Source organism: Sphingomonas chlorellae (assembly GCF_056485145.1).
Genome location: NZ_JBQXXM010000001.1, coordinates 905,516 through 929,333, shown reverse-complemented (window position 1 = coordinate 929,333; position 23,818 = coordinate 905,516). Strand labels below are relative to the sequence as shown.

General features: G+C 69.0%; 24 protein-coding genes. 17 read left to right on the top strand and 7 right to left on the bottom strand.

Annotated elements, in window-relative coordinates:
* Positions 1-77: 77 nt before the first annotated feature.
* The 6 genes from ACT3CF_RS04245 to ACT3CF_RS04220 all read left to right on the top strand — a co-directional run bounded on the left by ACT3CF_RS04245 (position 78) and on the right by ACT3CF_RS04220 (position 5,267).
* A complete protein-coding gene (locus ACT3CF_RS04245) occupies positions 78-488 on the top strand; it encodes a flagellar biosynthesis repressor FlbT (RefSeq protein WP_478420606.1) in 411 nt (136 codons plus the stop codon).
* Positions 489-501: 13 nt separating this feature from the next.
* The gene (gene fliI / locus ACT3CF_RS04240) at positions 502-1,851 is read left to right on the top strand and encodes a flagellar protein export ATPase FliI (RefSeq protein ID WP_478420604.1); all 1,350 of its coding nucleotides are present in this window, start codon (positions 502-504) and stop codon (positions 1,849-1,851) included.
* Positions 1,848-2,273: a hypothetical protein gene (locus tag ACT3CF_RS04235; RefSeq protein WP_478420602.1), complete on the top strand. Its 426-nt coding sequence runs from the start codon at positions 1,848-1,850 to the stop codon at positions 2,271-2,273. Before fliI ends, ACT3CF_RS04235 begins: the two co-directional genes overlap by 4 nt.
* The gene (locus ACT3CF_RS04230; protein ID WP_478420600.1) at positions 2,270-3,328 is read left to right on the top strand and encodes a peptidoglycan-binding protein; all 1,059 of its coding nucleotides are present in this window, start codon (positions 2,270-2,272) and stop codon (positions 3,326-3,328) included. Before ACT3CF_RS04235 ends, ACT3CF_RS04230 begins: the two co-directional genes overlap by 4 nt.
* A 234-nt stretch (positions 3,329-3,562) precedes the next feature.
* Positions 3,563-4,609 carry a sigma factor-like helix-turn-helix DNA-binding protein gene (locus ACT3CF_RS04225; protein WP_478420598.1) on the top strand — a complete coding sequence of 349 codons (1,047 nt, stop codon included), beginning with the start codon at positions 3,563-3,565 and terminating at the stop codon, positions 4,607-4,609.
* A gap of 139 nt (positions 4,610-4,748) precedes the next feature.
* Entirely contained in the window at positions 4,749-5,267 is a 519-nt protein-coding gene (locus tag ACT3CF_RS04220; protein WP_478420596.1) for a hypothetical protein, read from the top strand.
* Between the two features lie 200 nt (positions 5,268-5,467).
* Here the strand turns inward: ACT3CF_RS04220 and ACT3CF_RS04215 are convergent, their stop codons facing one another.
* Entirely contained in the window at positions 5,468-5,659 is a 192-nt protein-coding gene (locus tag ACT3CF_RS04215; RefSeq protein ID WP_478420594.1) for a hypothetical protein, read from the bottom strand.
* Between ACT3CF_RS04215 and ACT3CF_RS04210 the strand changes: the two genes are divergently transcribed.
* From ACT3CF_RS04210 to ACT3CF_RS04200, 3 genes are all read left to right on the top strand, one after another.
* Positions 5,633-6,574, top strand: coding sequence for a hypothetical protein (locus ACT3CF_RS04210; RefSeq protein ID WP_478420592.1), 942 nt, complete (start codon positions 5,633-5,635; stop codon positions 6,572-6,574). The two genes, ACT3CF_RS04215 and ACT3CF_RS04210, sit on opposite strands and share 27 nt — an antisense overlap.
* A 74-nt stretch (positions 6,575-6,648) precedes the next feature.
* Positions 6,649-7,305, top strand: a complete 657-nt coding sequence (locus ACT3CF_RS04205) for a dTMP kinase (RefSeq protein WP_478420590.1) — start codon at positions 6,649-6,651, stop codon at positions 7,303-7,305.
* A 112-nt stretch (positions 7,306-7,417) separates the two neighbouring features.
* Complete coding sequence (locus ACT3CF_RS04200; protein WP_478420588.1) at positions 7,418-8,311, top strand: SMP-30/gluconolactonase/LRE family protein; 894 nt, start codon at positions 7,418-7,420, stop codon at positions 8,309-8,311.
* Positions 8,312-8,362: 51 nt separating this feature from the next.
* On the opposite strand, the gene ACT3CF_RS04195 is transcribed toward ACT3CF_RS04200, so the two are convergent.
* Positions 8,363-9,187, bottom strand: coding sequence for a glutaminyl-peptide cyclotransferase (locus ACT3CF_RS04195; RefSeq protein WP_478420586.1), 825 nt, complete (start codon positions 9,185-9,187; stop codon positions 8,363-8,365).
* Positions 9,188-9,397: 210 nt separating this feature from the next.
* Here ACT3CF_RS04195 and ACT3CF_RS04190 point away from each other — a divergent pair, with 210 nt between their 5' ends.
* From ACT3CF_RS04190 to ACT3CF_RS04180, 3 genes are all read left to right on the top strand, one after another.
* Positions 9,398-10,873 (top strand): methyl-accepting chemotaxis protein, encoded by a 1,476-nt coding sequence (locus ACT3CF_RS04190; RefSeq protein WP_478420584.1) that lies wholly within the window; start codon positions 9,398-9,400, stop codon positions 10,871-10,873.
* Between the two features lie 168 nt (positions 10,874-11,041).
* Positions 11,042-12,049 carry a P-loop nucleotide/nucleoside kinase family protein gene (locus tag ACT3CF_RS04185; RefSeq protein WP_478420582.1) on the top strand — a complete coding sequence of 336 codons (1,008 nt, stop codon included), beginning with the start codon at positions 11,042-11,044 and terminating at the stop codon, positions 12,047-12,049.
* A 2-nt stretch (positions 12,050-12,051) separates the two neighbouring features.
* Positions 12,052-12,987, top strand: coding sequence for a 1-phosphofructokinase family hexose kinase (locus ACT3CF_RS04180; RefSeq protein WP_478420580.1), 936 nt, complete (start codon positions 12,052-12,054; stop codon positions 12,985-12,987).
* Here ACT3CF_RS04180 and ACT3CF_RS04175 read toward each other — a convergent pair.
* Positions 12,960-13,292, bottom strand: a complete 333-nt coding sequence (locus ACT3CF_RS04175) for an ArsR/SmtB family transcription factor (RefSeq protein WP_478420578.1) — start codon at positions 13,290-13,292, stop codon at positions 12,960-12,962. The two genes, ACT3CF_RS04180 and ACT3CF_RS04175, sit on opposite strands and share 28 nt — an antisense overlap.
* A 360-nt stretch (positions 13,293-13,652) precedes the next feature.
* Between ACT3CF_RS04175 and ACT3CF_RS04170 the strand changes: the two genes are divergently transcribed.
* Positions 13,653-14,384, top strand: a complete 732-nt coding sequence (locus ACT3CF_RS04170; protein WP_478420576.1) for a response regulator transcription factor — start codon at positions 13,653-13,655, stop codon at positions 14,382-14,384.
* Complete coding sequence (locus tag ACT3CF_RS04165) at positions 14,381-15,736, top strand: ATP-binding protein (protein WP_478420574.1); 1,356 nt, start codon at positions 14,381-14,383, stop codon at positions 15,734-15,736. Before ACT3CF_RS04170 ends, ACT3CF_RS04165 begins: the two co-directional genes overlap by 4 nt.
* Before the next feature lie 16 nt (positions 15,737-15,752).
* On the opposite strand, the gene ACT3CF_RS04160 is transcribed toward ACT3CF_RS04165, so the two are convergent.
* On the bottom strand, positions 15,753-16,526 hold the full coding sequence (locus ACT3CF_RS04160) for a TetR/AcrR family transcriptional regulator C-terminal domain-containing protein (RefSeq protein ID WP_478420572.1): 774 nt from the start codon (positions 16,524-16,526) through the stop codon (positions 15,753-15,755).
* Between ACT3CF_RS04160 and ACT3CF_RS04155 the strand changes: the two genes are divergently transcribed.
* The 3 genes from ACT3CF_RS04155 to ACT3CF_RS04145 are packed head-to-tail and all read left to right on the top strand — an operon-like array spanning position 16,525 to position 20,686.
* The gene (locus ACT3CF_RS04155; protein ID WP_478420570.1) at positions 16,525-18,003 is read left to right on the top strand and encodes an efflux transporter outer membrane subunit; all 1,479 of its coding nucleotides are present in this window, start codon (positions 16,525-16,527) and stop codon (positions 18,001-18,003) included. The genes ACT3CF_RS04160 and ACT3CF_RS04155 overlap by 2 nt on opposite strands.
* Positions 17,996-19,144 (top strand): EmrA/EmrK family multidrug efflux transporter periplasmic adaptor subunit, encoded by a 1,149-nt coding sequence (locus ACT3CF_RS04150; RefSeq protein ID WP_478420568.1) that lies wholly within the window; start codon positions 17,996-17,998, stop codon positions 19,142-19,144. Before ACT3CF_RS04155 ends, ACT3CF_RS04150 begins: the two co-directional genes overlap by 8 nt.
* Before the next feature lie 12 nt (positions 19,145-19,156).
* On the top strand, positions 19,157-20,686 hold the full coding sequence (locus tag ACT3CF_RS04145) for a DHA2 family efflux MFS transporter permease subunit (RefSeq protein ID WP_478420566.1): 1,530 nt from the start codon (positions 19,157-19,159) through the stop codon (positions 20,684-20,686).
* A 52-nt stretch (positions 20,687-20,738) separates the two neighbouring features.
* Here the strand turns inward: ACT3CF_RS04145 and ACT3CF_RS04140 are convergent, their stop codons facing one another.
* Genes ACT3CF_RS04140 through ACT3CF_RS04130 form a run of 3 tightly spaced genes read right to left on the bottom strand, consistent with a single transcriptional unit; the run spans position 20,739 to position 23,799 of the window.
* Positions 20,739-22,001 carry an adenosylmethionine--8-amino-7-oxononanoate transaminase gene (locus ACT3CF_RS04140; protein WP_478420564.1) on the bottom strand — a complete coding sequence of 421 codons (1,263 nt, stop codon included), beginning with the start codon at positions 21,999-22,001 and terminating at the stop codon, positions 20,739-20,741.
* Positions 21,998-22,678 (bottom strand): dethiobiotin synthase, encoded by a 681-nt coding sequence (bioD, locus tag ACT3CF_RS04135; protein WP_478420562.1) that lies wholly within the window; start codon positions 22,676-22,678, stop codon positions 21,998-22,000. Before bioD ends, ACT3CF_RS04140 begins: the two co-directional genes overlap by 4 nt.
* Complete coding sequence (locus ACT3CF_RS04130; protein WP_478420561.1) at positions 22,675-23,799, bottom strand: 8-amino-7-oxononanoate synthase; 1,125 nt, start codon at positions 23,797-23,799, stop codon at positions 22,675-22,677. Before ACT3CF_RS04130 ends, bioD begins: the two co-directional genes overlap by 4 nt.
* Positions 23,800-23,818: the final 19 nt, after the last annotated feature.

Below are 23,818 nucleotides of genomic sequence, written 5' to 3'. Positions count from 1 at the left end.
AAATTTGCCGGGTAAAAAGCATCGGCGGCGACACGCATCCTATAATGGAGGCAAACTCCGACGAAAGGTTGCTTTCCATGCTCCGCATCACGCTTCGCGACGGCGAAAAGGCGATCGTCAACGGCGCCGTGCTGTGCGCCGTGGGGCGCACGCAGATCGCGATCGAGAACAAGGTGTCGATCCTGCGCGGTCGCGAGGTGATGAAGCCCGAGGACGCGGCGACGCCAGCCCGCCAGCTCTATTTCGCGACGATGCTCGCCTATATCGACCCGGCCAACCGCGACACGCACCATGATGCGGTGCTGACGCTGCTCGCCGCGCTGGTCGCGAGCTTCGACACGCTCGAGGCACGCGGCGCCTGCATCCGTTATGCCCAGCACGTCGCACAGGGCGATTATTATCGCGCGCTCACCGACGCGCGCGAAATCATCGCTTTCGAGAACCTGCCGCTCCCGAGCGAGACCGACGGCACGGTGCAGGCGGCCTGAGGGGCAGACGAAGGTGCAGACCCTAGCCAGCGCCGCCCGCGCGATCCGCGCGATGGTCCCCGACCGCCGCTTCGGCCGCGTCGTCGCGGTGCGCGGCGCGATGATCGAGGTCGAGGGACTGGCCGGCGCCGCCCAGATCGGCAGCCGGATCGACATCGACGCCCCCGGCGGCACGGTGGAAGCCGAAGTGACCGCGCTCGATCGCGACGTCGCGCTGTGCCTGCCCTTCACCGACCCGCAGGGCGTCGGCCTGGGGACGCGCGCCATGCTTGCCGCGGGACAGCTGCTCGTGCGTCCTTCGACCGGCTGGCTCGGCCGCATGGTCGACGGACTGGGACGCCCGGTCGACGGGCTCGGCCCCCTGCCCCCCGGCGGCGAACCGCAGCCGATCAAGGCGCCGCCGCCCGCCGCCGCCAACCGTGCGCGCGTGGGCAACCGCATCGAAACCGGCGTCCGCACGCTGGACCTGTTCGTGCCGCTTTGCCTGGGCCAGCGGCTGGGCCTGTTCGCCGGTTCGGGCGTGGGCAAATCGGTGCTGCTGTCGATGCTCGCGCGCTGGACGCAGTGCGACGTCGCGGTGATCGGGCTGATCGGCGAACGCGGCCGCGAAGTGCAGGAATTCGTCGAGGACGACCTGGGCCCCGAGGGCCTCGCCCGATCGGTGGTTGTCGTCGCGACGTCGGACGAGCCCGCGCTGATGCGTCGCCAGGCCGCCTGGACGACGATGGCGATCGCCGAACATTTCCGCGACCAGGGCCTGAACGTGCTGTGCCTGATGGATTCGGTCACGCGCTTTGCCATGGCGCAGCGCGAGATCGGCCTCGCCTCGGGCGAGCCGCCGGCGACCAAGGGCTATACCCCCACCGTCTTCGCCGAATTGCCGCGCCTGCTGGAACGCGCCGGGCCGGGCGCATCGGGCAAGGGCATGATCACCGGGCTGTTCACCGTGCTCGTCGACGGCGACGACCATAATGAACCGGTCGCCGACGCGGTGCGCGGCATCCTCGACGGCCACGTCGTGATGCGCCGCGCGATCGCCGAACGCGGCCGCTATCCGGCGATCGACGTGCTCAAATCGGTGTCGCGCACACTGCCGCATTGCCAGACGGACGAACAGAATGCGATCCGGCTGGGCGCACGCAAGCTGCTGTCGACCTATGCCGACATGGAAGAGATGGTGCGGCTGGGCGCGTACAAGGCCGGTTCGTCGGTCGATGTCGACCGCGCCGTCGCGATCGCCCCGCAGATCGAAGCGCTGATCAACCAGAACAAGAATGATCGCGGCTTTGCCGACGAGGCATTCGCCGCGCTGGCCGAGATCATCGGTTATCAGCCTGAAGAGCAGCTGGCAGCCGCGGCATGAAGACGCCCTATGACACCGCGCTGCGCCTGCAGCGTCGCGAGGTCGATGCCGTCAAGGTTTCGATCAGCGTCGAGGTCGAACGGATCACCACGCTGGAGCAGCAGGCGCGCACGATCGATTCGCGCGTCGTCGAGGAACGCCGCCTGGCGCACGCGCTGCCGCTGTCGTCCGACCATTGGGTCGCCCGGATGCGCGCCGAACGCGCCCGCGTCGAGCACGCCGCCCGCGAATCGCAGGCACGGCTCAACCAGCTTCGCGACCAGGCGATCGAAGCCTATGGCACGATGCGCGCGATCGAAAGCGCCGCGACGCGCTATCGCGACGAGGCCGAGCGCGCCGCCGACGTGGCCGAACAGAGCGCGATCGACGACATCGCCGCGGTCCGCTTCCTCAATGCGCGGCGGCGGAGGCGGGCGGCATGATCCAGCGCACCGATTTGCAGCATATGACGCCGCAGCAGCGCGCGCGCGTCATCTATACCGAGGCGCAGTCCGCGCTGTCGAACCGGCTGTGGCGCGCGGCGCTCGGCGACGGTGATCGCGACAATGGCCGCGATGCCGGGCTGGGCGGCAGCAAGTTGCAGATGGATTCGCTGTTGCAACTGCTCGGCAGCGGCGACGGCGTTCCCGGACTGGCGGGCATGGCCGGGCTCGCGCCCAAGCACTGCGCGTGCACCTGTGCCTGCTCGTGCCACCATCCGGATGCCGCACAGCCGGGATGGCAGGACGCGGCCGATCGCGAATCGCGCGGCCGGGGGCAGGACGATGCGGGCAGCCGCTATGGCCGCGTCGCCGCAACCGACACGCTGGCGCCCGCGGTCGAGGGTGCGGGCGGGCTCAACCTGGGCGCCAATGCGCGCCACGCGGGAACGATCGCCGCCGCCGAAGCGCGCACCGGGATCCCGGCAACCGCGATCGCCGCGATCGTTGATGCCGAGGCCGCCAAGGGAGCCGACGGATCGTGGAACGCGCATTCGCGCAATCCGCGGTCGAGCGCCGCGGGGCTGGGACAGTTTCTGAGCGGGACCTGGCAACGGCTGGCCGAGACGCCGGGCACCTGGCTCAACAGCTTTGCCGCGCAGCAAGGCTGGCTCGACGGCCGGGGCAAGGTGAACGGCGGGGCGCGCAGCGACCTGCTTGCGCTGCGCTATGATCCGCAGGCGTCGATCCTGACGGTCGCCGATCTTGCCAAGCGCAACGTCGAACAGCTCGAACGCGCCGGACTGCGCGTGCGCGCCGATTCGGAAACGCTCGCCAAGGCCGCCTATCTGGGCCACCATCTGGGACTGGCCGATGCGCGCAAGTTCCTCGCCGGCGGGATCGAGGCGGGACGCGCCCGGATGCTGCTGGCCGCCCAGATCGGCAGCGGTGCGGCCGAACAGCGAATCGCCGAAGCCGGCGATGCCACGCGGGCGCACCGCGAATGGCTGCTAAGTTTCATTAATCGAAGAATTCGCCCGGACCGATTCGCGGGCTAACAAAACCTTCCTATAATGGATGGAACCGAGGTGCCCTGGCGATCGCCAGCATCGGCGCCCGGTAGGCGATGGCACTGAAATCAGAGAGTTTTTTTGGATCAGCCCGCCTACTCCATTACGCTACCGTAAATGTACGTATGGGAGCCGCTAACATCCGTTAAAGGATTAACGGCCATTGTCCCCCTGTACCCGGCACGGCCTCACCGGCGCCGGGCGCAACCAGGGGAATATGAAATGTCGAAGACCACGATCGCCCTCGAGGCAGCTGTTGCCACCGTCATCGAGAACACGCCGAAGGACGGTTCCCAGACCAGTCGCCAGCGCGCCGCCATCGATCGTGCCTTTGCCCAGATCCTGAAGCTGATCGCGCCGCGCATCCGCCACTTCATCCGCCAGTATGGCCTGACCGCGCATTGGGACGACGCCGAGCAGTGCTGCGCGATCGCCGTTCACCGCGCGATCCAGGCCTATGAGCCCGAAAAGGCGCAGTTCACCACTTTCGTGAACTGGCAGATCCGCGGCGAGCTGCAGAGCCTGCGCTTTCGCCTGATGACCGATCAGCGCCCGTCGGCGAAGAAGGTCGAGGCGACCACGGTTTCGCTGAACGCGCTGACCATGTCGAACGACGGCGAGGAATCGGCGCCCGAAGTCCTGATCGAGGACGAGGACGCGCTGTCCCGCACCGAGGCTGCGGCGTCGGATTACCTGGCGGATTCGGCGATCGCTTCGCTGATCGACGCCTATGTCGACCATCTGCGCAAGATCGGCATCGAGCAGCTCCGCCGCCGCCCGCGGCCGAAGCGCGAGGAAGCCGCGCTGCGCCGCGAGGGACCGCGCCTCCGCCTGGCGACGCACGGCATCGATCCCGCCGAACTCGAAAAGCTGGAAGCCAAGCTGGCCCGCGACCGCGAGATCGTCGCCCGCCGCGTTTTCCAGACGGCAACGCTCGACGACCTGTCGCTCGACACCGGCGTGACCAAGGAACGCGTCCGTCAGATCACCAAGCGCGCCGCCAAGGTGATCGCCGAGATCGCCGCCGCCGACCCGCGCTTTGCGGTGATGGCCGAATATGGCCAGCCCGCGCCGAAGCGCCGCCAGCCGGCAGCCCCCGCGACCGCGACGCTCCTTCCGGACGCCAACCAGCCGCACAACCGCCTTGCTTCGGTTCGCGCGATCCAGCCGTCGGAACTGGCCGCGAGCACGGTTGCCGCGGTCACTGCCGAAAAGGCCGACGTCGCCGCCACCGTGCAGATCGACCTCAAGACCGCCGCGCTGCACTGATCCCCAACGCGGCGGCCGGTGCCCACCGGGCCGGCCGCCCACCCGCCCGCCGATGCAACGAGAATATGACATCCGCATCATCGGCTGCGCGGTAACGATCCTATAATATCTGCATCCGAATTGTGAGAGGGGACGTTCGATGCGCAAGGCACTCGACGTAGTGGACCAGCCCCAGACCGGCTGGACCGCGATGCCGCGACCCAATTACCGTCTGACCGCGCTTGCGGAGGACGTGGCCCGCCGTGCCCGCCCGCTGCTGCCCACGGGCAGCGGCATGTTCCTTGGCCTGGAACTGTGCGATTCGGGCATTTTGCGGATGCTGTGGTGGCGCAGCGACGATTTCGGCCTGGTCGCCGAGATCGCGGCGCCGATCGAGGCATTCTGCCCCAGCGACACCGACGAAGGCGCGTTGCAGGAAGCGGCGATCGAGCTGCTCGACTATCTTGCCGGGCGCTGGCCCGCGCCGCCGCGCGGCTATGGCGTGATTACCGACGGCACCGGCGTCGCCTTTGCACCCGAACAGCCCGCCCCGTCGGCCCCCGGCTGGCTGGTCCGCCAGGCGAGCAGCGACCGCCCCTTGCTGGCGATCGTGCCGCTCGATCCTTATGGCCCCTGTGCCTTTCTGGGCAGCAAGGGCGCCTGTTCCTCGCTGCACTGACCGACGCTTTCGGCATCGTCCCGGCCAAGGCCTTCGCGATCGCGAAGGGCTTGTTTACTCACTATTAATCCTTTAACTATGATTTACGCCCGCAACTAGAACGGCGCAAGAACCGCGCAGGGGTGGACATGGAAGAGGCAAGCCGCAGAGCGGATGGGTCGAAAAGCCGCGGTGCCGCCGCCTGCACAAGCAGTGCCCCATCAACTCTGCCCGGCGAGGTTCCCATCGACACGCATCGCGCCTTCGTCTTTCCCAATCGGGTGCGGGAACTGCGCCAACGCCTGGGCTTTCCAAAACTTCTTCGGCTTTCCAGCCTGATACCAGAGATACCGTATATCCGGCTGTCGAAGATCGAGCGCGGCGAGGTGCTGGCCCGCGCCGATGAGCTCCATCGCATCGCCGCCGTGCTGGGCGTCCCCGCGCACGACCTGCTGATCGACATCGATTCGCCCGATTTCTCGATCGCGCGCTGGGCCGCGCCGTTCCTCGACACGAGCCAGATCGACCTCGCCGAGGAGCGGTTCGCCGTCGAGCTTGCCGCCGCGATGCGCGTGCGCCGCACCGGCGATCCGGAACTGACGATCGCCGCGATCGAACAGCGCCATGGCCTTGCCCCGGTCAATCTCTCGCGCATCGAAAATGCCGCCAAGCCGTTCGGGCGCTGGAACCCGGCGACGCAACAGGCGGTCTTCGCGATTTTCGGCGTCGGCGACGAGGCGGAACTGCGCGCGCTGATCGACGCGCAGGTGCGGTCGGGCGCGCTGGGCGACATGATCGCGGCGGTCGACGACCCGCAACGACGCCACGAGCGCTCGCGCGCGCGCATCGCGACGCTCGCCGAGGAGTTGAAGCGGCTGGTCGCGCCGACGCCGCCGTTGACGCCGGGATCGCGCCGGAACCTCGCCCTGACGCCGCCCGCGGTCGCCCCGCTCCCGCGTACTGCGGCGCGCGCCGTGCCGGTGCTGGGCACGCCGCTCGCCAACGGACTGATCGCGCACCAGCCGACCGGCGACACGATCGAACTGCCGAACGCCGCCGGTGCCCGCGCCTTTGCCCTGCGCGTCTGTCGCGCGACGCTGGGCGGCGGATTGCCGGCACAGGCGATCGTCATCATCGATCCCGACCGCCACCCCGCCCCCGGCGGCCTCGCGGCGTTGCAGGAGAGCGACGGCTGGCGGCTGCTGTCGGTCGGCGCCGATCGCGACGGACGGATGATCGGCTATAGCAGCAACCCGGCGCTGGAGATCGTGCTGGACGAGCATGATCCGGGCGCGCTCGCCTCGGTCGTCGCGGCGCTGATGCCCTGAACGCCCCGCCAATGCCGGCCGGCCGATGACGCCGCGGCGTGACAATCGGCACCGGCGTGCGTAAGGCGCAAGCAATGGCAAAGATCGTCGCAATCGAGGGCGCCGACGGCGTCGGCAAGAATACCGCGGCCAAGGGCCTGTGCGCCGCACTGGCCACGGCGGGACGGCGCGCCACGATCATCGGTTTCCCGCGTTACGGCGAAACCGCCGCGGGAGTCACGATCGGGCGGATCCTGGCCGGCGAGATGCCCGTGGCGGTGAGCGCCCATGCCGCGGCGACGCTCTATGCGCTCGACCGGTTCGAATGGCGCGAGCACATCGCCGAGGCCGCGGCGACGCACGACGTGCTGATCTTCGATCGCTATATCGCATCGAACATGGCCTATCAGGGCGCGCGGGTGGCGCCCGAAGCGGCGCGCGACCTGATGGACTGGATTCTCGCGCTTGAAAGCGGCCAGTTCGCGCTGCCCGCGCCCGACCTTTCCTTTTATCTCGACACGCCCTGGACGCTGGCACGGCAACTGATTCTGCAAAAGGCGCAGCGCAGCTATACCAATCGCAGCTTCGACGAATACGAAGCCGACGTCGCCCTTCAGCAGCGGGTGCGGCAGAATTACGAGACGATCGTCGCGGCCGGCCTGCTCGCGCCATGGCGGGTCGTGCTGGCGAGCGCCGACGGCGCGATGCGCGCGCCCGAGGCCATCGTGGCGGAGATGATGGCCGCGCTTTGAGCGCCGTTCGCAACGCGCAACGCCCCAAATGCGATTCGCTTGCAGCAAAACCGCATCCGTTCTTGCCCGGCCGGTCGCCGCTGCGGCAGCATGCGCGGAAAAGGAGAGGATAATGAATATCAATAGCGTGCTTTCCGAGCCTCGCAGCGTCTGGGATCTCGGCGCGCCGCTGCTGGAAGGGCCGGTGTGGGTCGAGCGTGATCGTGCCCTGTGGTTCGTCGACATCAAGCGCCGCCAGATCCACCGCCACGATCCGGCAACCGGGGCGCAGCGGATCTGGGATGCCCCGGCGCAGATCGGATTCCTGCTGCCGATCGCCGAGGGCGGTTTCGTCGCCGGGCTTCAGACCGGCCTTGCCCGGTTCGACCCGGAAGACGGCAGCTTCGTGCCGATCGTGGCGCCCGAACCCGATCGGCCGGGCAACCGGCTGAACGATGCGACGGTCGATCCCCAGGGAAGGCTGTGGTTCGGCAGCATGGACGACGGCGAGACCGAGCCGAGCGGCGCGATCTATCGGCTGGACGCCGACGGCCGGTGCGTCGTCACCACGCCGCGCTGCGCGATCACCAACGGTCCGGCGGTGAGCCCCGACGGCCGCACGCTCTATCATGTCGACACGGGCGGGCGGCAGGTCCATGCCTGTGACGTGACCGACGACGGCCAACTGGCGAACCGCCGCCTGTTCGTCGAGATCGCCGAGGGCGAAGGCTATCCCGACGGGCCGGTGGTCGACAGCGAAGGGTGCGTGTGGATTGCGCTGTACGGCGGCGGCGCGGTGCGTCGTTATGCACCCGACGGGACGCTGCTGGAAGCGGTGCGCTTTCCGGTGAGCGCGATCACCAAGATCGCCTTTGGCGGCCCCGAGCTGAAGACGGTGTTCGCAACCACCGCGAACAAGCACCTCTCCCCCGCCGAACGCGCGGCCGAGCCGCTGGCGGGCAATCTTTTCCAGTTCGAGGTCAGCGTCCCCGGCGTGGCGGGCACGATGATCCGCGAGGGCGTCTAAGGCCCTGCGCCGCCGCGTTCCCCGAGGATCATCGGGGAACGCGGCGCCGGATCATTTGCCGCAACCGACGATCTGATCGGCCTCGTCGGAGTGAACGCGCGCCTTGCCCGGGGTGATCTGATAGAGTTGCGGCCACATCTTGCCGGTGACGAACAGCCGCTTGCCCGCCGCATCCCAGGCAATGCCGTTCGCGACCTGGTCGACGCCCGCCCCCTGCGGCTTGAGGGCGCCGATGTCGAGGAAGCTGGTGACGTGCCCCGTCGCCGGATCGATCCGCGCGATCAGGCTGGTCTGCCAGATATTGGCGTAGATCTGGCCGTCGATCCATTCGAGCTCGTTGAGCTTTTCGACGGGGCAGCCATTGGCGGTGACGCGGATCGTGGACACGACCGCCTGGCTGTCGGGATCGAGCACGCGCAGCGTCGCGCTGCCGTCGCTCATGATCAGGTTCTTGCCGTTATGCGTCAGCCCCCAGCCCTCGCCCTGATAGGCGAAGTTGCCGGTGGGGGTGAAATCCTTGAGATTGTAGACGAAGCCGGTCTGATCCTTCCAGGTGAGCTGGTAGAGCCGGTCCTTCCACGCGACGACACCTTCGCCGAAATAGGGTGAGGGCAGTTCCTGTTGCTGCACCACCTGCCCGTCCTGGAGCCGGACGCGGCGGACATAGGAGGTGCCGACCTCCCCCGTGCCCTCATAGAGCTGGCCGTCCTGGAAGAAGAGCCCCTCGGTAAAGGCGGTTCGGTCGTGCGGATAACGCGCCGCGACGTCGACGCCATAGACCGGTATGCCGTCGGGCACCCGCAGGACAAAGAACCAGACAGCGCCGAGGGCGAGCGCGAGGACCATGACGAGGCCAATCCAGCGGGTGCGAGTCATGCCCAATCCCTAGCCGCAACCACCCTGCCCCGCCAACAGCTTACGCTTTTACCCTGCGGCAACGGTCGTTCCACCCCCGTTCATGCTATGATGGAGACAAAGCCCGCGTGCGGACGGGACGTGGCCTTGCGCCTGCAAGCCCCCGATTCTCCGCCTTCCGCGGCGCGCCGACGCATCAAGCGCCCGAGAGAGAAAAAAGGGATCGCACGAATGGAATGGTTCCAGGCCAACGCGCCGATACGCCAAAAGACCTACATCGCATTTGGCACCCTGATCGCCATCGGCGGCGTCACCGGCCTGTTGACCATGTTCCTGCCGGTGATGTTCGGCCTTCCGGTGCTCGCGGGCGCACTCGCACTGGCGATCTGGCAGGCGCATCGGTTTCGCGAGGCGATCTGCACGCCCTATATCGCGACGGTGGTCCGCATGGAGGCGCTCGCCGCGGGCGACCTCCATTCGCCGATCAACTACACCGACTATCAGGACTGCGTCGGCCGGATGACGCGCGCGATGTTCACCTTTCGCGACACGGCGATCGAGCGGCAGCGGATCGCCGCCGAGCAGGGCGAGGTCGTCGCGCTGGTGTCGGCGCACCTGCGGTCGCTGGCCGAGGGCGACCTGACCCAGCCGATCACGCGCGACCTCCCCGCCGAATATGCCGAATTGCGCACCAACTATAACGGCGCGGTCGAAGGGCTGCACACGCTGATCGGCGAGGTTGCGGAGAGCACGATCAAGATCGGCAGCGGCGCGAACGAAATCGCCGCGGCGTCGAGCGATCTCGCGCACCGCACCGAAAACAATGCCGCGAGCCTTGAGCGCACCTCGGCCGCGGTGACGCAGATGGATTCGCGCCTGCGCCAGACCGCCGAGGCGGCCGCACACACCGTCGAGCGGGCGGACCAGGCGATCGCGACCGTTGTCGACGGCCGCGTGATCGCCGACGAGGCCGTGGTCGCGATGGGTCGCGTTGCCGACAGCGCCAAGGGCATCGACAGCGTGATCGAGGGCCTCGACAAGATTTCGTTCCAGACGCGCGTGCTGGCAATGAACGCCGCAGTCGAGGCGGGCCGTGCAGGCGAGGCCGGGCGCGGCTTTGCCGTCGTCGCCGACCTGGTGTCGGCGCTGGCGATGCGCGCCGAGGAAGAGGCCAAGCGCGCCCGCGACCAGTTGACCGTGACCCAGAACGACATCGCATCGGCGGTGGGGTCGGTCCGCCGCGTCGACAACGCGCTGGCGACGATTTCCGACAATGTGAACACGGTGCACGAACTGCTCGGCCGGATCGCCAGCGACAATCAGGCGCAATCGGCAGCGATCGGCGAGATCAATCAGGCGGTCAGCGCCATGGACACCGCCACGCAGCAGAATGCCGCGATGGTCGAACAGACATCGGCGGCGGCGCGCGAACTGGGCGGCGAGGTGAGCGCCCTGACCGCCAATACCGAACGGTTCCGCATCGGTCCGCCGCGCATCGGCGCAGCCACCCCGGCACGCAGCACGGCGCCCCGCCCTGCACCGGCGCGCCCGGCCGCCGCGGCCCGCAAGCCCGCCGGCGCCCCGCCCGCGGCACAGACGCTCGACCAGAAGCTGAGCGGCACGCAGGTCAAGCCGCTGCCCGGCGCCGCGGTCCCGGCACTGATCCGTCCGGACCTGGGCAACGAGGAAGACTGGCAGAGTTTCTGAGCGCCGCGAGGCGCCCGTCGATACGGGAGTCCGGGTCGCGCGACGTCGTCGGCCGCCCGGACGCCCACCCCCACCCGGCCAGTCGAGCCCGCCGGTGTGGGTTGCGTTCAGAAAAGAGATGCTAGGCACCGATTCGCGCGGTAAGCGCCAACGCGAAGGAGGTGCGGCATGGAGGCAGCGGCCGCCGGGCAGACCGAACCGGATCCCCGGCTGGAACAGGGGGGGCTCGACGCAAGCGCCGTGTACCGCATTGCCGATGATCTGGCAGAGCGCCACGCGGTGGCGCCCGTTGCCGATGCCAGTGCCTTCCTGGCCCAGCTCGAATCGCTCGCGCGGACGGCGACGCAGCGGCGCGCGCTGGCCGAATCGCATTCCGCCATCCTGCGGCGCGCCCATGCCGGCCGCATCCGCCGCACGACCGGCGCGGTCGAGGACGTGCTGTTCACGCTGGCCGGGATGCTCGCATTGCTGCTGCGCGACGGCCGCCCGACCGAGGCAAACATCCTTGCCAACCGTTATGTCGACGTTTTTCCCCAAGGCGCGACAGGCTGGTCGCTGATGCCGCTTTATCTGTCGCTGCGGCTGGGCGCCGTGGGCGGCGATATCGAGCAGGTCGACAGCATGCTGGCGCCCGCCCCGCCGAGGATGGTGGTGATCGGCGGCCTTTCCGGTACGGGCAAGTCGGCGCTGGCGCGGCTGATCGGCGGCTGGCTGGGCGGCCCGCAAGGCGCCCGCGTGCTGCGCGCCGACGTATTCCGTAAAAGGCTGGCCGGCGTTGCCCCCGAAACCCGGCTGCCGCCCAGGCATTATACGCGTCGCAACGACGAGGAAAGCTATGCCGCATTGTTCGAATCGGCCGAGGACCATCTGGGCTGCGGCACGTCGGTGATCCTCGACGGCGCCTTCATCAGCCGCGGCGAGCGCGAGGTCGCGGCGCTCCTCGCCAGCCGCGCACGCGTCCCCTTTACCGGCATCTGGCTGGAGGCGCCCGAGGCTGAACGCGCCGCACGCGTGGCACGGCGCATCCATGACGCGTCCGATGCCGACGTGCACGTGGTCCACGACCAGGGCCGCCGTACCGTCGGCGACCTGGGCGGGTGGCACCGCATGCGTTCGAACCGGCCGATCGACACGATCCTGCCCGCCGTGCGCGCGATCCTGGAGCGCGGCCGCTGACGATGAAGCCGATTGCAACGCTGACGCTCAACCCGGCGCTCGACCTGTCGACCGCAACGCCGCGGGTGCGCCCGACGCACAAGCTGCGTTGCGCGCCGCCCCAGGTCGAACCCGGCGGCGGTGGGATCAACGTCGCCCGCGTGGTCCATGCGCTCGGCGCGCCGGTGACCGCGATCTTTCCCGCCGGCGGCGGCACGGGCACCACGCTCGAAGCGCTGTTGCGTGCCGACGGCGTGCCCACCGCCGCGGTGCCGATCCGGGGCACCACGCGCGAGAGCTTCGCCGTCGACGAGACCGAAACCGGCGAGCAGTTCCGGTTCGTCCTGCCGGGGCCGGCGCTTTCGGAAAACGAAGTCGCGGCGTTGCTTGAGCGGTTGCGGACGCTCGCCCCACGCCCCGCCTTTGTCGTCGCATCCGGCAGCCTGCCGGCAGGGTGCCCGGACACGGTGCTCGCCGACGTCGCGCGGATCGCGCATGCCGACGGCGCACGGCTGATCGTCGACACCTCCGGCCCCGCGCTGGCCGCCTGCGAAGGCAGCCGCGCCTATCTGATCAAGCCCAGCCTGCGTGAGCTGGAGGAACTGGTCGGCAAGACGCTGCCCGATATTCCCGCCGCCATGGCGGCGGCGCGCGACCTGCGGGCGCGGGGTTTTGCCGAAGTCGTGGTGGTTTCGCTGGGCGAGGCCGGGGCGCTGCTGGTCGCCGACGCGACGGCGTTGCACCTGCCGGCGATTCCGGTGCGCGTGGAAAGCACCGTCGGGGCCGGCGACTCGATGGTGGCAGCAATGACCGTTGCGCTCGCACGCGGCGAACCGCTGCCCGCGGTACTTCGATACGGACTGGCCGGCGGCGCCGCCGCGGTGACGACCCAGGGGAGCGCGCTGGCGCGCCGCGAGGACGTCGAACGGCTTTACGCCGAGGCATCCTCCAGCGCCTGAACCGCCTGGGGTTCGTCGACATTTGCCGGTGCCACGAACAGCGCGTCGAGCGCCTCCAGCATCCGCACGACCTCTTCGCTGGCCAGCGAGTAATAGATCATCTGCCCCGCGCGCCGGGCACGGACCATGCCCTCGCGACGAAGCAGCGCGAGCTGCTGCGAAACGGCGGTATCGCGCGCATCCGTCAACCGCGCGAGTTCCCCCACCGACTTCTCGCCTTCCCAAAGATGGCAGAGCAGCAGCAGCCGGCTGCGACCCGCCAAAGCCTTCAGAAATTGCGATGCACGATCAACGGATGCAATCATATCGTCTTTCACGGGGTGCACCGCTATGCCCTGATTCTGTGCGTTGCAACCGCTATCATTCGGATTTCGAATGGATTTTATATTGACCCCCTTGTTATTCGCGGCGGACCGCGGATTTTCGGGGGCCGGCGCCGCATCGCCCGAGCGGCGGAAATGCGCGGGTTCGGCAGGCCGGGCGGTGCGTCGGCACGCTCCAATTCGCGCGATTCGGATGCGACGCTGCGGCAACGGGCCCCCGATAGCGCTTCGGCACATGGCCTGCCGCCGCACCTGCGGACGGCCGGGTAGCCCCGGGTACGCGGTTGTAACCGAATGTAGCACCGTCGCGACAGCGCCCCTCACCTGCGCTAAGGATGGTCCATGAACCCGATGCCCGCTGCGCCCGCGGGTCGTATCCTTGTCGCAGACGACGACCCGGACATTCGCGAACTGATCCTCGCGCAACTCGAGCGCGAGGGGTATCCCGTCGTCGCGGCAGGCAATGTCGCGGAGATCCGGGCCGCACTGGCGAGCACCCCCGTCCAGCTGATCGTGCTCGACCTCAACCTGCCCGACGGCGACGGCCTGGCACTGTGCCGCGCGCTGCGGCACGAAGGCTATGCCGACGCGATCATCATGGTCACGGCGCGCGACAGCGCGCTCGACCGCGTGCTCGGCCTTGAACTGGGCGCGGACGATTATCTCACCAAGCCGTTCGAGCCGCGCGAGTTGCTGGCGCGCGTGCGCAACCTGCTGCGTCGGCTGGGCAATGGCGGCGACGAACGACGGCCGCGCAACGCGCGCTTTGCCCGGCTGGGGCCATGGCGGCTCGACCTGCTTCAGCGGCGGCTGGTGGCGGGCGACGGGCGGCTGGTCATGCTGTCCTCGGCCGAATTCCGGTTGCTCGGCCGGTTCGTCGAGGCGCCGAACGTCGTGCTGTCGCGCGAGACGCTGTTGCCCGAACGCAAGGCAACGGTTTCGTTCGACCGGTCGATCGACCTCCAGATCAGCCGCCTTCGACAGAAGCTGGCAGGCGAACCGGGCGGCAACGAACTGATCCTGACGGTTCGTAACGAGGGCTATCTGCTCGCCTGTCCGGTCGAATACGAATGATCGCGCGCGCACGCGACTGGATCGCCTCGCTCGCGGGGAGGATCACGCTGCTGCTCACGCTGGGCATGGCGGGCGCGTCGATCGCGTCGCTGTTCGTCGCGGAGCGGGTGCGCACGCACGAACTCAGGCGGCTGCAACTCGAACGCGTCGTCGCGAGTACCGAGGACATGGCGAGCCGCCTGGCGCGCGATCCACGCCATACCGCCGCGCTGATCGCACGGCGCCAGATCTTCGGCGTGCGCCCCTATCTGCCAGAGCTTGGTCCTGCGCCGGTCGATCCGCGGTTGAGCGGGATGCTCACTTCGCGCCTGGGGCCTGCCGCGCAGGCGCGCGCGGGGCAGATCGCCGGGCTTTGCTTCCCGGGCTTCCTCGACAAGCCGCGCGCGGCCGGCGTCGACCGCTCGCCGCACGTGGATTGCTGGCAGGTGCGCTTCGTTGATCGTGCCGGACGGCCGCATATCCTGACGATCGACCTGCCCGCGCTGCACATTCCGCCCAGCGCGATGGTCGACCCGGTCTATCTGCTGCTGATCCTGGTCGCGAGCGCGACGCTGGCCGTCGTCGCCGCACGGCTGACGACCGTCCCCCTGCGCCGGCTGAGCGCCGCGGCGCGCCGGTTCTCGCTGTCGATCGATCCCGAACCGATCCCGCTCACCGGCCCGACCGAAGTGCGCAGTGCGCTGGCGACGTTCAACCTGATGCAACAGCGCGTGCGTGCCGGGTTTCGCGAGCGGACGCAGATTCTCGCGGCGATCGCGCACGATCTCCAGACGCCGCTGACCCGATTGCGCCTGCGACTCGAGCACGTCACCGACCCGGTGCTGCGCGAACGGCTGGTCGCCGACCTGGCGGCGACGCAGGCGCTGGTGCGCGACGGGCTCGATCTCGCGCGCAGCAGCGAGAGCCGCGAGCCCTGGTCTGAAGTCGACATCGAATCGCTGGTCGCCAGCCTTGTCGAGGATGCGAACGAGCTCGGCGGGGCCGTCACGATCGTCGAGAATTGCCGGGCGAGCATCCGCACCAAGCCCGATGCGCTGACGCGATGCCTTACCAACGTGATCGACAATGCGATCAAATATGCGGGGGCGGCCCGCGTGCATTGCCATGCGCAGGGCGGTCAGGTCGAAATCGTCGTGCGCGACGACGGTCCGGGCTTTCCGCCCGACCGGATCGACGAGATGTTCGAGCCCTTTGTCCGCGGCGAAACCAGCCGGTCGCGCGCGACCGGCGGCACCGGCATCGGCCTCACGATCGCGCGTGCGCAGGCCATGACTTTCGGCGGACAGCTGATGCTGGCGAACGACCCGCGGGGAGGCGCCGTCGTGACGCTGCGCTTCGGCGAACCCGGCTGACACCGCGCGCGCCGGGTCAGCCGACGACGGGCGGTTCGTCCCCCGAGGGCGGTGCGAAGGCGCGAAGGAACAGGTCGACCGCGATCGCAGCCTCCTCGTTCAATTCCTCGTCCGACGGGCGCGGCAACCCCCAGACGACCCGCTGCTGCCATCCGACGCACAGTCCGGTGATCGCACGCGCCGCGATCAACGGCGATTCCGCACGAAGCCGGCCCTTGGCCATCTGATCGGCGAAGAAGGCAGCGAGGATTTCCTGGGTCTGGCGCGGGCCGCGGCGATAGAAGATCTGGCCGACCTCCGGAAAACGCTCGGCCTCCCCGGCGATCAGCCGGTGCAACTGCACCGAATTGGGTGCGCAGATCTTCTGCATGAAACGCCGGCAAAACCCCAGCAATGTCGTTCGCAGATCATCCGACGGCGCGAGCGTGGTTTCCAGCTCGCGTCGATAATTGCCGATCGCGCTTTCCAGCACGGCCTCGAACAGCGATTCCTTGGAGGGAAAATAGCTCCAGAGCGTCGCCTTCGATCCGCCCACGGCGGCGGCGATCGCCGACATGGAGGTGGCCGCATAGCCGTTCTCCATGAACGACTGTTCCGCGACCGCGATGATCGCATCGCGCCGGTCCTGCTTGCGCGCCTCGCGTCGGCACAGCGGCTGCATGCAATCCTCGCCGATCTTTGCCTCACCCGTTTTCGTCATAGCCGTACTATAGGGTACACTTTTCGATTGACAAGGGGAAGATGCTTCCCCATCTGGACGCGTACCAAACAGTACGGTTTCTGACCTCATGTCCTCAATTTCCTTCCGCGCGCTGCTGTTGGCGGCGCTGAGCGGGCCGATCGCCCTTGCGGCGTGTGCGCCCGTCCCCCAGCTCGGCGCCCGGCCGGAGGTGCGCGCGGGCGACACTTTTGTCGCCGATCGCTCGATCGCGGCCGCACAGACGGCGAGCGCCGCCTGGCCTGCCGGCGACTGGTGGTCGCTCTATGCCGACCCGCAGTTGAGCGCGCTGATCGAGGAAGGGTTGCGCGATGCACCCGACCTCGCCGCCGCGGGCGCGCGGCTGCGATCGGCCCAGGCCTATGTGCAACAGGCACGCGGCGCGCTGTTGCCGAGCGCGGGCGCGAGCGCCGGCGTGGCGCTGAACAAGCAGAGCTATAACAACGGCATCCCGCCTGCCTTCGTCCCGCATGGGTGGAACGATACCGGCAATCTCGGCGCGAACCTTGATTTCGATCTGGATCTGTGGGGCAAGAATCGCGCCGCGGCGCGGGCGGCGGTCTCGCAGGCGGAAGCGGCGCGGCTGGAGCTGGAACAGGCGCGGCTGGCGCTTTCGACCAACATCGCCAGCGCCTATGCCGATCTGGCACGCCTCGCCGCTGAACGCCGCGTTCAGGCCCGCGCGCTGGAGGTTCGCGAGCAGACGCGCAAGCTGGTCGCCGATCGCGTCAAGACCGGTCTCGACACGCGCGCCGAGCTGAAACAGGCCGATGCGGCGGTTCCCGCCGCGCGCGCCGACCTCGCCGGCACCGACGAAGCGATCGGGCTGACACGCAACCGTATCGCGGCACTGCTGGGCAAAGGGCCTGATCGCGGGCTCGACATCGCGCTTCCGGGCGCACCGACCGCGACCCGCGCCGTCCCGGCGAGCGCCACCACCGACCTGATCGGCCGGCGGCCCGACATTGCAGCGGCGCGCGCGCGCGTCGAAGCGGCCGCGCAACAGATCAAGGTCGCGCGGGCCGACTTCTATCCGTCGATCAACCTGTCGGCGATGGTGGGGTTGCAGGCGCTATACCTCCAGAACCTGTTCAAGGGCACCTCGACCACGGGCCAGGTCGGCCCCGCGATAAGCCTGCCGCTTTTCCGCGGCGGCGAGCTGGCGGGCCGGTACAAGGGTGCCCGCGCCGGCTATGACGAGGCGGTCGCCAACTATGACGGGATCGTCGCCAACGCCTTTCGCGAAGTCGCCGATGCGGTGACCAGCCGCAACGCGCTGGCCACCCGTCTCGCCGAAAGCCGCGCGGCGCTCGCGGATTCCGAACAGGCCTATGCGATCGCGCGCCAGCGTTATCAGGGCGGCCTTTCCACCTTCCTCAACGTGCTGACTGCCGAGGAGCGCGTGCTGACGGCGCGCCAGATCGTCGCCGACCTGGAGGCGCGCGCCTTTACCCTCGACGTCGCGCTGGTGCGCGCGCTCGGCGGCGGCTTTTCCACCAACACGGCGTCCACGGACACGGACGCGACCAAGGATCCGAACCATGGCTGATGCCGATCCCGCTCGCACCCAGGACTTTCAGGCGGCGCCCGCCCGGACGGCGCGCAGCAAGCGCAAGACGATGCTCACCGCGATCGCGGCGGCCGTGCTGGTCGCCGGCGCCGGCTATGGCGGCTGGTACGCGCTGGTCGGCAGCCATTATGTCAGCACGGACAACGCCTATGTCGGCGCCGACAATGCGACGGTAACGCCGATGCTGGCGGCGCAGGTCGCAGCGGTCGAGGTTTCCGATACCCAGGCGGTGCGCAAGGGCGACGTGCTGGTGCGCCTTGACGATCGCGATGCACGGATCGCGCTGGCACAGGCCGAGGCCGAACTGGCCCGCGCACGCCGGCAATATGGGCAGACCGCCGCCACCAGCGGTGCGCTGGCGGCGCAGGTCGCCGCACGCGATGCCGAAATTGCCCGCGCCAACGCGCAGCTCGCCGCCGCCAAGGCCGATTTCGACAAGGCACGGATCGATCTGGAGCGCCGTCGGGCACTGGCGCCCAACGGCGCGGTTTCGGGCGACGAGCTGACCGTGGCGACCAACGCCTTTGCCGCCGCGAAGGCCAATCTGGAGCTCGCCCGGGCCGGCGTTGCGCAGGCCGCATCGACCAAGGGCGCCGCGAGCGGCAACCTGGCCGCGAACGACGCGCTGATCCGCGGCACCAACGAGACCAACGCCCCAGAGGTGCTGGCCGCGCAGGCAAAGGTGCAGCAGGCGAAGCTCGATCTCGAACGCACGATCATCCGCGCGCCGATCGACGGCGTGGTGACGCGGCGCAACGTCCAGGTCGGCCAGCGGGTCGCGCCGGGCGCCGCGCTGATGCTGATCGTTCCGGTCGACCGGCTCTATGTCGACGCGAACTTCAAGGAAGGGCAGCTCACCCGCGTCAAGGTGGGCCAGCCGGTAACGCTGAAGTCCGACCTTTACGGAAGCGACGTCGTCTATCACGGCCGCGTCACCGGGCTTTCGGGCGGCACGGGCTCGTCCTTTGCGCTGATCCCCGCGCAGAACGCCACCGGCAACTGGATCAAGGTGGTGCAGCGCCTTCCCGTGCGCGTCACGCTCGATCCGGCGGAACTGCGCGCCCACCCGCTGCGCGTCGGCCTGTCGATGGACGCCGAGATCGACACGGCGGCGAAGTAAGGACCGCGTCCAATGACGGCCAAAGCCGAAACCGTGATGCCGATCACCGGCGTGCGACTGTTGTTCGCGGGGCTGGTGCTGGCGATGACCAACTTCATGGTCGTGCTCGACACGACGATCGCGAACGTGTCGGTGCCGCACATTTCGGGCAGCCTCGGCATTTCCGCGAGCCAGGGAACGTGGATCATCACCTCCTACGCCGTGGCCGAGGCGGTCTGCGTGCCGCTCACCGGCTGGCTCGCCGCGCGTTTCGGCACGGTGCGGACCTTCGTCGTCGGCATGATGGGCTTCGGCCTGTTCTCGATGCTGTGCGGCATGTCGACCTCGCTCGCCATGCTGGTCGCGTGCCGGATCGGACAGGGGCTGTGCGGCGGCCCGCTGATGCCGCTGTCGCAGACGCTGCTGATGCGCATCTTCCGCCCCGACCAGCGGGCGCAGGCGATGGGCGTGTGGGCGATGACCACCGTCGTCGCACCGATCCTGGGGCCGATCCTGGGCGGCACGATCAGCGACAACTGGTCGTGGCACTGGATCTTCTTCATCAACATTCCCGTCGCGGCGCTCTGCGCCTTTGGCGGGGCGCGACTGCTCGCCCCGGCGGAAACGGCGTCGGCGAAGATCCCGGTCGATCGGATCGGGCTGATGCTGATGCTGCTGTGGATCGGCGCGTTGCAGATCATGCTCGACCTTGGCCGCGAGCACGACTGGTTCAACGATCGCACGATCGTCGTGCTGGCGATCATCGCGGTGATCGGGCTCGCCGTTTTCCTGGCGTGGGAAGTGACCGAGGACCAGCCGATCGTCGATTTGCGCGTGTTCCGCCACCGCGGTTTCACCGTTGCGGTGATCTCGCTCTCCTTCGCCTTCGCGACCTTCTTCTCGTCGGCGGTGATCATCCCGCAATGGCTGCAAAGCAGCATGGGCTATACGGCCACCTATGCAGGCTATGTGACCGCGTTCACCGGCGTGGCGGCGGTGATCATGTCGCCGATCGTCGCCAAGCTGACGACCAAGGTCGATCCGCGCGCGCTCGTCTGCTTCGGCATCCTCTGGCTGGGGTTCACCTCGCTCCTGCGTGTCCACTGGAGCAGCCAGGCCGATTACTGGACGCTGGCGATCCCGCAGATGCTTCAGGGCTTCGGCATGCCCTTCTTCTTCATCCCGACGACGACGCTCGCGCTGGCGGCGGTGCGGCCGGAAGAGACCGCGTCGGCTGCCGGCGTGATGAGCTTCCTGCGGACCATGGCCGGCGCGATCGGCACCTCGATCTCGACCAGCATGTGGGACGACAGCGCGCGCGTTGCGCGCAGCGAAATCGCCGGGCGGCTGCATGACGGCGGCACGATCGATGCGCTCAGCGCGCAGGGCTTTTCGACCGACCAGATCCGGGCGATCGTCGTCCAGCTGGTCGACAAGGAAAGCCTCGCGGTGTCGACCACGCACATCTTCCTGCTTTCGGCGATCATCTTTGTCGCATCGGCGATGATCATCTGGCTTTCGCCGCGTCCCAAGCGGGCCGTGGCGGCGGGTGCCGCGCACTAGGAGCACGGCACCCTATCCCCGCTCCCCCCGGGCCCGGCCGGCTCCCCCACCCCTATCCGGCCGAGCCCAACCCTGCGTCGAGGAAGGCCGCGATCACGTCCCAGACATGGGCAAGGTCGGCCGCCTCGACGCAGTAGGGCGGCATCACATAGATGGTGTTGCCGAGCGGACGGATGAGCACGCCCTGTTCGCGGCCAAACGCCGTGAGACGCGGCGCGATCGACGACAGATAGCCGCCCGCCGGCGTGCGCACTTCGAACGCCGCGATCGTCCCCAGCCGACGCGGATCGGCCACGCAGGATCGCGCAGCGACCCGGTCGAGCCCAGCCTGTTGCCGGGCGGCCAGCGTCGCGATGCGCGCCAGCACCGGCTCCTCGCGCCAGATCGCCAGATTGGCGTTGGCCGCCGCGCAGGCGATCGGGTTGGCGGTGTAGCTCGACGAGTGAAAGAACATCCGGGCGCGATCGTCGCTCCGGTGCGCCTCGAAGATCGGCGCCGTGGCGAGCGTCACTGCAAGGGGAATCGCACCGCCCGTCAGCCCTTTCGACAGGCAGAGAATGTCGGGCACGATCCCCGCCTGTTCGCATGCGAGCAGCGTGCCCGTGCGCCCCCAGCCGGTCATCACCTCATCGGCGAGGAACAGGACGCCATGCGCCGCGCAGATCGCGTGCATCCGCGCCAGCGTGGCGGGCGGATAGAACAACATGCCCCCCGCCCCCAGCACCAGCGGCTCGACCAGAAAGGCGGCGGCCCCCGCCCGACAATGCGCCTCAAGGGCGTCGAGCGTCGCCTGCTCGCGGTCCTGGGCGGGAAACGGTACGCGCGCCACATCGAACAGCAGCGGCGCATAGGGACGGTTGAACACGCCGCGCTCCCCCACCGACATGCCGCCGATCGTGTCGCCGTGATAGCCATGTTCGAGCACGATGATGCGGTGGCGCGGCTCGCCCCGGTTGGCCCAATAGCCGAGCGCCATTTTGATCGCGACCTCGACACTGGTCGATCCGCTGTCGCTGAAGAACACATGTTCGAGCGCCGGCGGCAGGATGTCGCGCAGCGACGCGGCGAGCGCCTCGGCGGGGCGATGCGTCCAGCCCGCAAAGATGATCTGATCGAGCCGCTGCGCCTGATCGGCGATCGCCGCGGCGATGCGCGGGTGACAATGGCCGTGCGTCGTCACCCACCAGGACGAAATCGCGTCGATATAGCGTCGCCCGTCGATGCCGTGCAGCACCGCGCCTTCGGCACGCGCGATCTCGGGAATGGGTTCGCCCAGCCCATGCTGGGTGAAGGGATGCCAGACGGGCGAGATCATCGATCATTCTCCGTCGGCGGGACCGGCCTTGCCGTCCGGAAATCGTCGAGGTCGAACGCCCCGGCAAAGGCGTCGGCAAGCGTCGCCGGGGTCATCGCCGCGATCCGCGGCAGCCGGCCGAGCCGGTGCACGCCCCCCATCGCGGCGATGATCGTCTCGCTGTCGGGGTTGGCATCGCCGACAAAGGCAATCCCCAGGATCGGCACGCCGCGCGCCCGCAGCGCCTCGATCGACAGCAGGCTGTGGTTGATCGTGCCGAGGCCGGTTCGGGCCACCAGCACCACCGGACACCGCCACCGCGCGAACAGGTCGGCATAGAGCGTCCGGCGATCGAGCGGCACCAGCACACCGCCCGCGCCTTCGACCACCAGCGGCCGCCCCTGCCGATCGGGCAGGACAAGCGCATCCGGGTCGATCCGCACCCCGTCGATCTCGGCCGCGAGATGCGGCGAACAGGGCGTGGCGAGCCGATAGCGTTCGGGCAATATGTCGGCGGGGGACAGTCCACCCAGCGCCGCCACACGCATCGCATCGGTGCCCTCCGGCTCGATGCCGCTTTGCACCGGCTTCCAATAGCGCGCACCGAGCGCACCGCTCAGCGCAGCGGCGAACACGGTCTTGCCGATCCCGGTATCGGTGCCGGTGACGATCAGCGTGGGGGCGGTTTCGCCGCTCATGCCAGAACCTCCTTCAGCGTGGCGGCCAGCGCCTCGACGTCGGCGCGGCCGATATTGAGCGTGATCGAGATACGCAGCCGCGCGCTGCCGGGCGCGACGGTGGGCGGACGGATGCCGCGAACGTCGAACCCGGCCTGCTGGAGCGCGGCGGCAACGGTCATCGCGCGGGCATCCTCGCCCAGCACCAGCGGCACGATCTGCGAGCGCCCCGGCGTCGCCCCCAGCGGCTCGAGCGCCGCCCTTGCCATGTCGACCAGCGACGCCAGCGCGGCCCGCCGTGCATCCTCTGCCGCGACGATCTCCAGCGCGGCGCGCACCGCCGCGGCCATCAACGGCGACGGCGCCGTCGAAAAGATGAAGCCGCGACCGCGATTGATCAGGAACTCGCGGACGATCGCCGGACCGGCGATCAGCGCGCCCTCGCATCCCAGCGCCTTGCCGCAGGTGTGCAGCGTCACCACGTCCTCGCGTCCCGCCAGCGCGGCGGCAAGCCCGCGCCCCTGCGGCCCGAACACGCCCGTTGCGTGCGCCTCGTCGATCACCAGCACTGCCTCATGGCGGCGCGCGAGCGCGGCAAGGTCGTCGAGCGGCGCCAGATCGCCGTCCATGCTGTAGAGGCTCTCTACCGCGATCCACACGCGCCCGCGCCCGCCCGCGGCGCGCCACGCGCCGATCGCCTCGTCGAACGCCTGGACGTCGTTGTGATGCGCGGCCCGGCATTCGGCGCGGCCGAGCCGCATCCCCTCATGCGCGCTGGCATGGACAAGCGCGTCATGCACGACCAGATCGCCGCGCTGCGGGAGCGTCGCGAACAGCGCCGCGTTGGCGGCATAGCCGCTCGAGAAATAGAGCGCGGTCTCCCGTCCGAAAAAGGCGGCCGCTTCCTGCTCGAGCGCCGCATGTTCCGGGTGATTGCCGCGAAGCAGCCGCGACCCGCCCGAGCCGACAGGAACGCCGCGCGCCAGCGCCGCAGACACCGCCGCACGCAGTTCGGGCGCATCCGCGAGCCCGAGATAGTCGTTCGAGGAGAAATCGCGCCCTTCGATCGGCAGCAGCCGACGGCGCCGTTCGCGTACCGCCAGATCGGCCAGATCGCGCGACTGAACTTCGTAAAGCGACATGGCGGCCGCCTATACGCCG

Bases quoted from the DNA above. Each gene is read 5' to 3' on its own strand.
- ACT3CF_RS04245 (WP_478420606.1), top strand. From the start codon at position 78: ATGCTCCGCATCACGCTTCGCGACGGCGAAAAGGCGATCGTCAACGGC.
- ACT3CF_RS04235 (WP_478420602.1), top strand. From the start codon at position 1,848: ATGAAGACGCCCTATGACACCGCGCTGCGCCTGCAGCGTCGCGAGGTC.
- ACT3CF_RS04230 (WP_478420600.1), top strand. From the start codon at position 2,270: ATGATCCAGCGCACCGATTTGCAGCATATGACGCCGCAGCAGCGCGCG.
- ACT3CF_RS04225 (WP_478420598.1), top strand. From the start codon at position 3,563: ATGTCGAAGACCACGATCGCCCTCGAGGCAGCTGTTGCCACCGTCATC.
- ACT3CF_RS04220 (WP_478420596.1), top strand. From the start codon at position 4,749: ATGCGCAAGGCACTCGACGTAGTGGACCAGCCCCAGACCGGCTGGACC.
- ACT3CF_RS04215 (WP_478420594.1), bottom strand. From the start codon at position 5,659: ATGGAGCTCATCGGCGCGGGCCAGCACCTCGCCGCGCTCGATCTTCGA.
- ACT3CF_RS04205 (WP_478420590.1), top strand. From the start codon at position 6,649: ATGGCAAAGATCGTCGCAATCGAGGGCGCCGACGGCGTCGGCAAGAAT.
- ACT3CF_RS04200 (WP_478420588.1), top strand. From the start codon at position 7,418: ATGAATATCAATAGCGTGCTTTCCGAGCCTCGCAGCGTCTGGGATCTC.
- ACT3CF_RS04195 (WP_478420586.1), bottom strand. From the start codon at position 9,187: ATGACTCGCACCCGCTGGATTGGCCTCGTCATGGTCCTCGCGCTCGCC.
- ACT3CF_RS04190 (WP_478420584.1), top strand. From the start codon at position 9,398: ATGGAATGGTTCCAGGCCAACGCGCCGATACGCCAAAAGACCTACATC.
- ACT3CF_RS04185 (WP_478420582.1), top strand. From the start codon at position 11,042: ATGGAGGCAGCGGCCGCCGGGCAGACCGAACCGGATCCCCGGCTGGAA.
- ACT3CF_RS04180 (WP_478420580.1), top strand. From the start codon at position 12,052: ATGAAGCCGATTGCAACGCTGACGCTCAACCCGGCGCTCGACCTGTCG.
- ACT3CF_RS04175 (WP_478420578.1), bottom strand. From the start codon at position 13,292: ATGATTGCATCCGTTGATCGTGCATCGCAATTTCTGAAGGCTTTGGCG.
- ACT3CF_RS04170 (WP_478420576.1), top strand. From the start codon at position 13,653: ATGAACCCGATGCCCGCTGCGCCCGCGGGTCGTATCCTTGTCGCAGAC.
- ACT3CF_RS04165 (WP_478420574.1), top strand. From the start codon at position 14,381: ATGATCGCGCGCGCACGCGACTGGATCGCCTCGCTCGCGGGGAGGATC.
- ACT3CF_RS04155 (WP_478420570.1), top strand. From the start codon at position 16,525: ATGTCCTCAATTTCCTTCCGCGCGCTGCTGTTGGCGGCGCTGAGCGGG.
- ACT3CF_RS04160 (WP_478420572.1), bottom strand. From the start codon at position 16,526: ATGAGGTCAGAAACCGTACTGTTTGGTACGCGTCCAGATGGGGAAGCA.
- ACT3CF_RS04150 (WP_478420568.1), top strand. From the start codon at position 17,996: ATGGCTGATGCCGATCCCGCTCGCACCCAGGACTTTCAGGCGGCGCCC.
- ACT3CF_RS04145 (WP_478420566.1), top strand. From the start codon at position 19,157: ATGACGGCCAAAGCCGAAACCGTGATGCCGATCACCGGCGTGCGACTG.
- ACT3CF_RS04140 (WP_478420564.1), bottom strand. From the start codon at position 22,001: ATGATCTCGCCCGTCTGGCATCCCTTCACCCAGCATGGGCTGGGCGAA.
- bioD (WP_478420562.1), bottom strand. From the start codon at position 22,678: ATGAGCGGCGAAACCGCCCCCACGCTGATCGTCACCGGCACCGATACC.
- ACT3CF_RS04130 (WP_478420561.1), bottom strand. From the start codon at position 23,799: ATGTCGCTTTACGAAGTTCAGTCGCGCGATCTGGCCGATCTGGCGGTA.